This window comes from Moorena sp. SIO4G3 (genome assembly GCF_010692305.1).
Classification (GTDB): Bacteria; Cyanobacteriota; Cyanobacteriia; order Cyanobacteriales; family Coleofasciculaceae; genus Moorena; species Moorena producens_A.
The window spans coordinates 1-11062 of the sequence record NZ_JAAHIG010000069.1 but is presented as its reverse complement, the minus strand read 5'-3'; the positions used below and the strand labels follow the sequence as shown (position 1 = coordinate 11062).

Genomic DNA, 11062 nt, shown 5'->3' with positions numbered 1-11062 from the left:
ATTCTCTAGATGTCCCAGAAATGGATGTTGTGGTAATGATGGAAAGGTTAGCAACAGACCAAGAAAGCCAAAATGCGATTGACGGAACGTCACGCTACGCGAACGCTAAGTGGTTAGAAGCAAATGTTGTTACTTCATTTGATGATCCATACTAATCAAATACGGATGCTAAACTTGGTTTAATTGTAAGTATTCAGCCGTCAGCCGTGAGCTTTTAGCTCACGCTACGCGAACAGCCGTCAGCTAAAAGCTCACGCTACTAGATCGGTGCTTAAAATAAACCTAGAACGAGAAAATTAATAGTTCGAGATTAATGAGAATTGAAAGTCTGGGGAAAAGTCCATGACTCGTGGTACAAGCTTCGTAAGCATATGCGCGTAGCGCATATGCTGATAGCTGAATACTTACCAAGCTTGGAGCCTGGGATGGATTAGCTGACAACTGACCGCTGACCGCTGTTCGCGTAGCGTGCGCGTAGCGCATATGCTTACCTTAGTAAGAACTTCGCTAGTTTTCCGTCTTATAAGTAGGAAAGTCAGTATAACCTTCTTTACCTGGAGAATACCAAAGTTTCACATCTGGAATAGGATTGAGAGGCCAATTATTAGCGAAGCGATCAACCAAATCTGGATTACTCAGAATCGGTCTTCCGAAAGCAACTAAATCTGCCAAACCTTCTTGAATTGCCGCTTCGGCTGTTTCTTGAGTATAGCCGCAATTACCAATAATTGGACCATCAAAAACGTTTTTAAACTCAGCCAAAGTCATGGGTTCTCCTAATTCATGAAATCCAAACTCCAATCCATCTAATATATGGATATAAGCTAACCCATAACTGTTTAACTCTTTAGCTACATAAAGAAAGGTTTCACGATAATCCACAGACCCCATATCATTAAATACACCATTAGGAGACAAACGAACCCCCACTCGATTGACTGGAAAAACAGTTATTACAGCTTCGATTACTTCTTTGAGTAAACGATATCTATTCTCAATACTACCACCATAGTTATCTGTTCTTTGGTTGGTTTTAGATTGCAGGAAAGAGTCCAGTAAATAACCATTAGCTGAATGAACTTCTACCCCATCAAAACCTGCCTGTTTTGCATTTTCAGCCGCTTTTTTATAGTCTTCTACTATTTGGGGTATTTCTTCAGTTTCCAGGGCTCGTGGGGTTTCGTGAGGCTGTTTTCCCTGAGGGGTATGAACATATTCTTCGTTAATTTTAATGGCTGAAGGAGCAACAGCTAGCTTACCATCATGGAAACTACTATGAGAAGCCCGACCACAGTGCCAAAGCTGCAAAAATAATGGCGTATTCTTAGAGTGTACACCACTAACAACTTTTTTCCACCCTTCAGTGTGTTCCAGAGTATAAATACCAGGAGCATTTACCCAACCGTTAGCTTGAGGGGAAATAAAAGTCCCTTCAGTGATAATTAGACCTACTCCAGTTCTTTGAGTATAATATTCCACCATTAAATCATTGGGAATACCCAGATTAACTGCTCTACCTCTAGTTAAAGGAGGCATTACTACTCGGTTTTTTAAAGATAAATCACCTAATTCAAAAGGGCTTAGTAGTTTGGACAAAGAGAGTGGATCCGTCATTTATTGTACCCCTGAACTGAAATTGAATCAAATCTATTTTAACAAAAACAAGGCATCACTTCCTTAGCAAAAAGCCTCATCGAAGCGGCAGCATTTTCTACGGAAATGGTGTTAAAGTTAACCTGCATAGAAGCCAAGTCAAAGCCCCCAACTTGTTCATAGTAGCTACGGATAGTATATTGCAATTGTTCAGGTGTACCAATCCAAGCAGCTCCCTTCTCTACCTGAGATTCAAAGGTTTCCTGCTTTAGTCCAGCAATGATTTTGTCGTAGCTATGATAGTCCGCCGAATGGGTATCCATTAACCAATCAGAAGCCGCTTCTACCAAAGATTTCAAATAGTCGTTCAAGGGTTGACGAGCAATTGCGATCGCTTTCTCAGCCGTTGGGGCACAGAACATGTGAAAAGCCAACATTACCCGACCCTGGCCTGGATGACCAGCGGACTTCCAGGCATCTCGATATAGCTTAATTAACTCAGCCATTTTCCCACCTGCCAAAGGAATTGCCATGATTCCATAACCCTTGTTACCAGCAGCCACAAAGGATGCGGGGGTAGCCAGAGCAGCTACCCAGAAAGGAGGACGGGGAGTTTGAGTAGGACGGGGCAAAGACGTAACGCTCTCAAAGCGATGAAACTGACCCTCCATGGTCACATTTTCTTGTTCGAGCAGGCAACGTACCTGTTCCATCCCTTCTTCAAAGCGGCTGCGGCTCTCGTTCAAATCAATCCCAAATCGGGCAAATTCATGGGGAAGAAATCCACGAGCAAAGCCAACTTCCAGACGTCCGTTGGAAATGGCATCGAGCATACCAATTTCGCCAGCTAATTTGAGTGGATTGTTAAAGACAGGCAAAACAGCTCCAGTGATCAGGCGAGCGTTTTGAGTTCGTTGGGATGCAGCAGTCAGAAAAACGATGGGATTAGGGCTGTATCCGCCATATCTATGGAAGTAGTGTTCTACAATCCTAATACTAGTATAACCGAGTTGATCACACAGACTGACCAGATCAAGAGCTTCGTTAAAATACTGGGCTCCTGACTTCTGTTGAGGGCTAACATCGGGAAAAAACTGTACACCAAATTCCATTATTTTTAGGGTAGGGTTAAAAACTAAAAATGCGATCGCTACTTTTCAGTGATGGTGGCTTCAATTTCAATGTCCAGATCTGCCCGACAAATATTTGAATGCAAATAGATCAGCCGATCAGAAACCGCGAAATTGTTCTTAACCATCTGTTGAACCACTGGCAAATCAGAAGGATCGCGGAGGTAAATGATGAAGGCGCGATCGCTTTGCATTGGATCTGGGAGTCCACGGTTAAAGCCCATACCTTCAAACACCAGCCCCATGTTATCAAGGGTGATATCAAACTGTTTGCCAATATCCCCTTTGCCTACAGACTGATGGCCTTTGATGCTAGCTGTTCCTGACAGGTAGCCAATCCGCTTACCATTGGGTTTAATCACAGTTCCTCTAGCAAAGCTAGGTGAACGTGGCCCATATTGAGACGGGTAGTAGTAGGCTGAAACTTGTTCGGAATTTTCCACATTCCTGATGTTTTCCTTCACCGCAATGAAATAGATTCCATAGGTGTCATCAGCAATTCCCACGCCAGTTCCTGCTGGTAATTTTACCCGAAAGTCTGCCCCATAAAAATTTTCAAACGCTAGGGATCTACCCTGACAAAACGATTTATAGTTCTCCAGACCTCCCGTCTTATCGTTAATGTAGGGAACATAGTTCCAAATTCTACATAAATTCCAGCCTCGGGTCACTTCCAGCAAACTCAGGTAGACCTTATATATATCCTCGGCTAGGGGATAGGTTATTGGTTGTGCCAAAGCACCTATCAACTGTGAGTCGGTTTCCAGCAAATGAAACCCTTGCTGGCTGTAAACTTTTCCGAATTGCCTAGGATAATGAATTGTTGATTGTCCTCCGAGGATGGGAATCTTGAGGTACAAATCAATTTTATCTCTGCTTAAACTACAGAATGTTTTCTCTTGTCCAAACCAAATATTAAATGTATTTTCCATAGATCATGTCTGGCACAGGATTGGGAAACATAATTAGGACTACCCAGCCAACCGATTTATTAACCTTATTAACCGTAATTACACTGATGTCAGCGTTTGATTGATCAGGATAAACGGCTTTGAAGAGTCTGGCTGTGTAGCTCCTGATTATGGCTTCAGGGCATATAGCAATTTTACATCATTTGTCAAATAATCAAAATATGTAATCGTTGCCCAGCAAGGATTACAGCGATCGCTTTAGCCAATATATTTCACCAATTATTTAGTATTGCTATATATAGCAAGGGAAGTATAGTTTAAGACATAGTCTTTTAGTTGAAAGGGAGCAGGGAGCTTCGGAGCAGGAAGCAGAAGATGTCTTAAGCTTTTCTTCCACTGCTATACTATCAAACCCAGTTAGTATAGACAGTAAAAAATAGTTGTCTTACTCTGACTATAATACGGTGGTTTGAGCCTAATCCTAATCCGGTTTTTGCTTTCTGGATTTGGTATAACTGATCACGCTAACCAAATTAAGTTTTATAATTCCAAGCTAAACCCCGGTAACACCTCATTTCCTGTTAACACTACAGGCATTGCTACTACTTCTACAGGTTGATTTTGCAGATAAATTTCTACCAGTTTATCCTGGGGATTAATCAACCAACCCAAACGCAAGCCACTGGCTAGATACTCTTGCATTTTTTCCTGTAGGGGCTTTAATCGATCTGTCCGTGAGCGCAACTCAATCACAAAATCGGGGCAAATCGGTGGAAAACCTTCTCTTTCTGTTTGACTCAATGCTTGCCATCGTTCCAGGGCTACCCAAGCTACATCGGGAGAGCGATCGCCACCACCTGGTAAACTAAACACAGTCTGAGAACTGAAGACAACCCCCAACCGAGTCTGACGATTCCAGATAATTAGATCACCAATCAGATTCGCCTCAATACTACCACTTTCTCCGCCTAAAGGAGTGATAATAATTAAATTACCGTGGGGTGAACGTTCAAGCTGTAAATCAGGATTAGCCTTACATAAGCGATAAAACTGCTCTCTGGTCAGAGTGGTAATGGGCTCTAGATTTAATACTGTGGTCATCCTAATTATCCTCAATATTCAAAAAACCAGGGATGGGATGGTCTTTCGACCCTCAGAGGGTCGTGAACGAGGCCCAGAGGATCCCCTAGGGAAGTTCATAGGCTCGTGAACGAGTTTCAGAGACTCGTTCACGACACTCAAATACTCGTTCACGACATTCAGAGACTCGTTCACGAGATTCAAATACTCGTTTACGAGATTCAAATACTCGTTTACGAGATTCAAATACTCGTTTACGACACTCAACTACTCGTTCACGACACTCAACTACTCGTTCACGACACTCAACTACTCGTTCACGAGGTTCAGAGACTCGTTCACGAGATTCAAATACTCGTTCACGAGGTTCAGAGCTTCGACCGAAGCCTTGTTGGCACCTAAGCCTGAGAATTGGCTTTAGCAGACTTATTACGAGTAACTTTAAAGCGTTGCCCTAAACTCTCAGCAATGGTTTTTAGACCGGGAGTCCTTTTGGCAGCCGTCTTGATGTAATCATAGACTTGTAGACCGCTGTTCATAGCCTCAGAGCTGACTGCCATTAAGGTATCATCCACCTTTTCCGTTAATTGTCGGAGTTGGAATAAGACATCGGTCAGACTCACGGCTAGCTGATAGTCCCGTGCAAACTCTTCTAGGTCAAAGCTAGCAGGTAGAATCTTGGGGTTAGATTGGGCAGCAGTGAGGCTATTGTTAACAAAGGATAGACTTTTTGAACCCATTTTAAACAGCCTACGTCGTTCCTCAATCGTTAAATTAATTAAGAAAGGCAGCTTTTGTTCAATCGTTTGTAGGGCGGTTTGGATTTCCTGGACATCTCTTTCGGAAAGAGTACCGGTAATATTTTGATAAGGCATTGTACAATTCCTGTAATTCTCTGAATGAATAATGACAATCAAGCGTCATGCCAGACCTATGCTTTTGCCATCTATTCTTAGAATTCCCAGTAAATTATGGAATCGATATACTACTCTTAAAAATTAAAAATTAACCTATTTTTTGACGGTAATTTAAATAAATTAAATATTATCCCTTGGATAATATAGCGTTTCTTATAGCTATGAGGTACAAAGGATTTTTCACCTCTTGCCTCTTGCCTCTTGCCTCTTGCCTGCTCCCTACTCCCTACTCCCTGCTCCCTAAAACCTTAGGTGCCCTTGACCCATTAAGAATTAAATTCCCCACGGGTCGCACCTCAGGTACACAGGATTTTTCCCTATTCCCTGTTCCCTATTCCCTGTTCCCGACTCCCGACTCCCGACTCCCGGCTCCCTAAAATAGAGCCTCTAACGCTGATTCTGCAATTTTCTCATTTCCTCTTGTACCCCCACTGCCACCTGCAAGGCTTGGTCTAGCACTCGTCCATACTCACTGGCCTGATCACTCAAGTGCAGGGCGGTCAAGGTGGTTAAATTAGTAGTAAATAGCTGAGGATTCTTAGTAATAAACTGCTTATTCTCCCTGAGAATTCGTTCTGTCTTCAAAGCACGCACTAAATCCGTTTTCATCACCCCAAGGGCTTCGAGCACTCGCTCCCGATTACTCAGACCAACACCTGGATTACCAGCTTCTTCCAATTGATCATTAATGTATACAGCTCTAATCACCGTATTGTATCGATCCACTTCTTTCACCAGCCGTCTAACTGCCTTATATTTCAGCCATAGAAAGGACCCTCTACCTAATTTGATCAGGAAATCTCCTGGTTCTTTTGGTTTCTCTAGGAAAAAACCTCTGACTCGCTCTGGCTTCTCCCCAATCAAATTGGATAGATAGTCCTCTGAAATCACCAAGTCCTGCAAATCAGGTCGCATAGTTGTCCGTGCCTATGATAAGATAGTGGTCGAGAGCATTATAGTCTATCATAATATGCTGGGAGAGTACTCCCGTTATAGCTTCAGCTTAACGGTGAGATGAATCGCAGCCAACAAACAAAAACGCGACAACGCGACAGCCTTACCTCCCGATTATGAACTTCTTACACAGGAACGCTATTCTTGTAGGAATGTGTTAGAATAGACTGATGCTAACACTAACCTACGAGTATAAATTGATCCCTTCCCCAAAGCAGATTGCCATCATTGAAGAGATTCTGGCAGGCTGTAGAAAGGTGTGGAATTATGCACTCCAAGAACGAAAGGACTGGATTAACAGTAGGAAGTGTGATGTTAATTCTTGTTCTATTGAAAAAGAGTACATTATCCCTGGGGATGCACCATACCCAGGATACAAAGAACAAGCAGCTCGTCTAACTCAAGCCAAGAAATCCAACCCAGAACTCAAAAAAATAAACGCTCAGGTTTTACAGCAAGTTCTTAGGAATTTAGACCGAGCATTTAAAAATATGAAGGCACAGGGTTACGGATTCCCTCGGTTTAAGAATAAGTACCGAATGCGGTCATTTGTGTTCCCACAATTTAGCAGTAATCCTATAAAACGAGATGGGATAAAACTCCCTCAAATCGGACGGGTTAAGATCAGGTGGTCTCGCCCAATCCCTGAAGGGTTTCAGCTTAAACAGGTACGGGTGATCAGACGTGAAGCACAGATATTTTGTGATGTTGGCATTACAAAGTAATGTAGACATTCGAGATCATCCGCCTTCTGGTCATCCATTAGGAATTGATTTAGGACTGGATAAGTTTCTAGCAACCTCTGATCACGAGTTAATAGAACGCCCGAGATTTTTAACGGAATTACACAGCAAGTTTAAATTACTGCAACGTAGGCTCAAGTTAAAGAGAAAGGGGTCGAGCAATAGACATAGACTCAATCAAAAAATTGCTAGATTACATCAGAAAGTATCGGATACTCGCAAAGACTTTCACTTTAAACTAGCTCATCATTTGTGTGACCAAGCGGGGATGATATTTGTAGAAGATCTAGACTTTAGAACTTGGGCTAAAGGAATGCTAGGAAAGCATACTCTTGACGCAGGTTTTGGTCAATTCTTAACCATTCTGTCTTGGGTATGTTGGAAACGAGGGGTATATTTCGCGAAAGTTGATTACAGATATACCAGTCAAATTTGTCCTGACTGTGGAGCGCATACAGGCAAAAAAGATTTGTCTGAGCGGCTTCACCAATGCCCTGAATGTGGTTATGAATGCAACCGAGATGTAGCAGCGGCAAAAGTGATTTGTCAGCGTGGTGTCACTGCGGTCGGGCAGATCGTGGAGGAAATTGACTGTGTAGGCGTACTGTCGGGGACTCGCAAAAGTCTAGATAAGTGCCGCAAAAACAGTAAACCTAAATCGTGAGGTTTAGGAATCCCAGCTCCTTTGGAGCCGCTACGCGAACGGTATAATCTCCGATTTACCGAGGGAGGATGTCAAAAGCTTAACATGCTCTTCATACCTTACCGTTAAGCTGAGGAGACCTGTGAGGGGTCAGGGGCACGACTGGGTATATCATGAAGGTCTCTTATTAAGAGATAGGTTACCCATAAAACCATTGTCAGCCCCGTGGAAACCCCCATGACTGCCCTTAATCCCTACTCCCTACTCCCTACTCCCTACTCCCTAAAACCTAGTAAGTTTCTTCAATAGACTCCAAGTCTCTAGCCTTAAAACGCACTGGCATCCCATCAGACGGATACATCAAAAGGTTCTGTTCTAACTGTTCGAGGGATGAACGACCATTGACCAACTCCCAGTCGAAATAACGGAGCAGCATTGCTAGTATTACCGTTGCTTCCAGCATTGCCAGATGCTCTCCCAAGCAACGATGAAAACCTGAGCTAAAATTTATCATGGGAAGTGGGCTGCTGCCCTTGCCCTGGTCTAACCAACGCTCTGGCAAAAATTCCTCGGGGTTGGCATAGACCTCTGGGTCTCGCCCAGCAGCAAGCATTGAAAACCGGATGATCGTGCCACGAGGAATCAGGTTGCCCTCAATCACGGTGTCACGTTGAGCCTCCAAGGAAGTCGAACCTGAGGCGACTGAATAAAGGCGCAAAGTCTCTTTAATAATCCCACCGATGTAACTCAATTTCTTCAGACTTTCTGTATTAATCCCACCCTTAAGGCCACCTGGACTTTGCCAACTCTGGTCAACTACAGCCTGTGCTTTCTGAAAAACCCTTGGATTTAAGGCTAACTCTCCTACTGCAAAAGATAAAGTATGAGCTGTGGTATCAGTACCAGCAATCAAGAGTAAAATAGCTTCTGCGATCAGTGTTTTCCGAGTGTATTTTTGTTCCTTAGCCGCTATTTTCACCAACATCGATTCCTGGAACATTGGACTTACCTGGCCCCAATTAGTCAGGTTTTGTGCTCTCATCTTCAAGGCCTTGTCCACTCGCGGACCAATCAAACCCTCTAAATATCGCCTTGCTCTCCAGTAATCTCGTGAAGCCTTAGTGGGCAAATATTTCATCCATCTCTTTTCGCCAGTAATTAACCGTAGGGTCCGATAGCCCAAAATAGAAATCGCCTCGTGAGCCTTTAGAATATCGAGGGGTGGTCCTTCAGAACTAGACGATTTTCCATCCACAGGAATTCCGAGCACTAAACTCGAAATCACCTTCATGGTTAGTTCCACAAACAGGAAATCGACCTTTACCTCTGTTTGCGCTCTATCTTGCTGAAGTCTGGCAATTACTTGTTCGCAGGCAAGGTTAATAATGTTAAAGTATTTGGACAGACCTCTAGAACTGAATTCAGGATTCCAAGCCTGGCGTCGCCACTGCCACTCACTCCCGTTTTGGCCGACAAGAACGGGCGCACCACCAAATTCGTTCGAAACTTTACGGATTCGCTCATACCTAACCAAGCTTCCATCTTTCATCCCATTCACAATGGTGTTTTCAATCACCTTTGGCTGACCCAAAACCAGAAGTGGAGGGTTCATCCAGAAAACATAAATCGGGCCGAGCTGCTTGCTCCAATCAAACCATAATTGGAAGAATTTCTTCTGTTTGACTGCTGCTAATACTTGAGGAAGATTTCCCAATAACCAGTGTTTGGGAGGACAGGGGAGTGACTCTAGGGATTTGTAAGTATTTTTTCGTTGCCACCAGCGCCAGCCCAGTAGTCCCCCGATGCTAGTCACCCCTAAGGCTGTGGCTAAATAGGGCAAGGAGGGAGAAAAAGTAATTTGAGCCGCAATCTCTTGGAACATGAATCCGCCTTAGTTTAACAACTATTAACTTTTACTCAGGACTTACGCACAGAATCCATGGGTAGCGTGGGCAAGGTTTTGCCCACCATACAGGTAGCGTTAAATTGAGGGATTTGCGTAAGTCCTATTACTACGAAACATAATCGGTTCGAGAATCGCACTGATACCACCAGTAACACCAATCAAGCCATCTCCAGCAAACAGCTGTTGAAAGCAACATTAAGTGGCTCTCCTAGACTGATTATAGTAAATGAGTCTAGGAGAGCCATACATTTTTATTGAAATTATATTTTTAAATTATTCTTAGCCTTATTCAGTAAAGGCTATAGCTATTATTTTGTACTAATTTATCCTAGGCATCCTAGGAGAGCCCATTAAGTTTCTTCAATACACTGGAAGTCTCTAGCCTTAAAACGCACTGGCATCCCATCAGACGGATACATCAAAAGGTTCTGTTGTAACTGTTCAACAGATGAACGACCATTGACCAACTCCCAATCAAAATAACGGAGCAGCATTCCTAGCATTACCGTTGCTTCCACCATGGCCAGATGCTCTCCCAAGCAACGATGAGAACCTGAGCCAAAGGTTATCATGGGAAGTGGGTTACTGCCCTTGCCCTGGTCTAACCAACGCTCTGGCCAAAATTCCTCGGGGTTGCCATAGACCTCTGGGTCTCGCCCAGCAGCCAGCATTGACCAGGAGATAATCGTGCCACGAGGAATCAAGTTGCCCTCAATTACGGTATCACGTTCAGCCTCCAAGGAAGTGGAACCTCCGGCGACTGAATAAAGGCGCAAAGTTTCTTTAATAACCGCACTGATGTAAGTCAATTTCTTCAGACTTTCTGTATTAATACCACCATTACTTTGCCAACATTGGTCAACCAGAGCCTGTGCTTTCTGAAAAACCCTGGGATTTAAAGCTAACTCTCCTACTGCAAAGGATAAAGTATGAGCTGTGGTATCAGTACCAGCAATCAACATTCCAATCCCTTCTGCTATCAGTCTTTTCCGAGTATATTTTGGTTCCTTAGCCGCTATTTTCACTAACATCGATTCCTGGAACATTGGACTTACCTGCGTCCAATTAGTCGGGTTTTTTTCTCTCATCTTCAAGGCCTTGTCCACTCTCGGACCAATCAAACCCTCTAAATATGCCATTGCTCTCCAGTAATCTCGTGAAGCCTTAGTGGGCAAATATTTCATA

Annotated in this window: 9 protein-coding genes and 1 pseudogene; 2 read left to right on the top strand and 8 right to left on the bottom strand. The window is 43.5% G+C overall.

The annotated features are described in order from the left end of the window. Positions 1-507: 507 nt before the first annotated feature. The 5 genes from F6J99_RS14920 to F6J99_RS14900 all read right to left on the bottom strand — a co-directional run bounded on the left by F6J99_RS14920 (position 508) and on the right by F6J99_RS14900 (position 5589). On the bottom strand, positions 508-1614 hold the full coding sequence (locus tag F6J99_RS14920; protein WP_293113604.1) for an alkene reductase: 1107 nt from the start codon (positions 1612-1614) through the stop codon (positions 508-510). A 38-nt stretch (positions 1615-1652) separates the two neighbouring features. Continuing rightward, positions 1653-2705 (bottom strand): LLM class flavin-dependent oxidoreductase, encoded by a 1053-nt coding sequence (locus F6J99_RS14915; protein ID WP_293065843.1) that lies wholly within the window; start codon positions 2703-2705, stop codon positions 1653-1655. A 38-nt stretch (positions 2706-2743) separates the two neighbouring features. Continuing rightward, positions 2744-3655, bottom strand: a complete 912-nt coding sequence (locus tag F6J99_RS14910) for a hypothetical protein (protein ID WP_293113603.1) — start codon at positions 3653-3655, stop codon at positions 2744-2746. Between the two features lie 519 nt (positions 3656-4174). Next, positions 4175-4735 carry a Uma2 family endonuclease gene (locus F6J99_RS14905; protein ID WP_293113602.1) on the bottom strand — a complete coding sequence of 187 codons (561 nt, stop codon included), beginning with the start codon at positions 4733-4735 and terminating at the stop codon, positions 4175-4177. A 377-nt stretch (positions 4736-5112) separates the two neighbouring features. Next, positions 5113-5589: a hypothetical protein gene (locus F6J99_RS14900; protein WP_293113601.1), complete on the bottom strand. Its 477-nt coding sequence runs from the start codon at positions 5587-5589 to the stop codon at positions 5113-5115. Between the two features lie 203 nt (positions 5590-5792). Between F6J99_RS14900 and F6J99_RS14895 the strand changes: the two genes are divergently transcribed. Further along, entirely contained in the window at positions 5793-6008 is a 216-nt protein-coding gene (locus F6J99_RS14895; protein ID WP_293113600.1) for a hypothetical protein, read from the top strand. A gap of 10 nt (positions 6009-6018) precedes the next feature. Here the strand turns inward: F6J99_RS14895 and F6J99_RS14890 are convergent, their stop codons facing one another. Next, the gene (locus F6J99_RS14890; RefSeq protein WP_293113599.1) at positions 6019-6546 is read right to left on the bottom strand and encodes a hypothetical protein; all 528 of its coding nucleotides are present in this window, start codon (positions 6544-6546) and stop codon (positions 6019-6021) included. A gap of 209 nt (positions 6547-6755) precedes the next feature. Here F6J99_RS14890 and F6J99_RS14885 point away from each other — a divergent pair. Further along, positions 6756-7992: pseudogene (locus F6J99_RS14885) on the top strand (transposase). A 268-nt stretch (positions 7993-8260) separates the two neighbouring features. Here the strand turns inward: F6J99_RS14885 and F6J99_RS14880 are convergent. Then, positions 8261-9853: a cytochrome P450 gene (locus tag F6J99_RS14880; protein ID WP_293113598.1), complete on the bottom strand. Its 1593-nt coding sequence runs from the start codon at positions 9851-9853 to the stop codon at positions 8261-8263. A gap of 374 nt (positions 9854-10227) precedes the next feature. Then, a partial coding sequence (locus F6J99_RS14875; RefSeq protein ID WP_293113597.1) for a cytochrome P450 occupies positions 10228-11062 on the bottom strand: 835 nt, incomplete at its 5' end.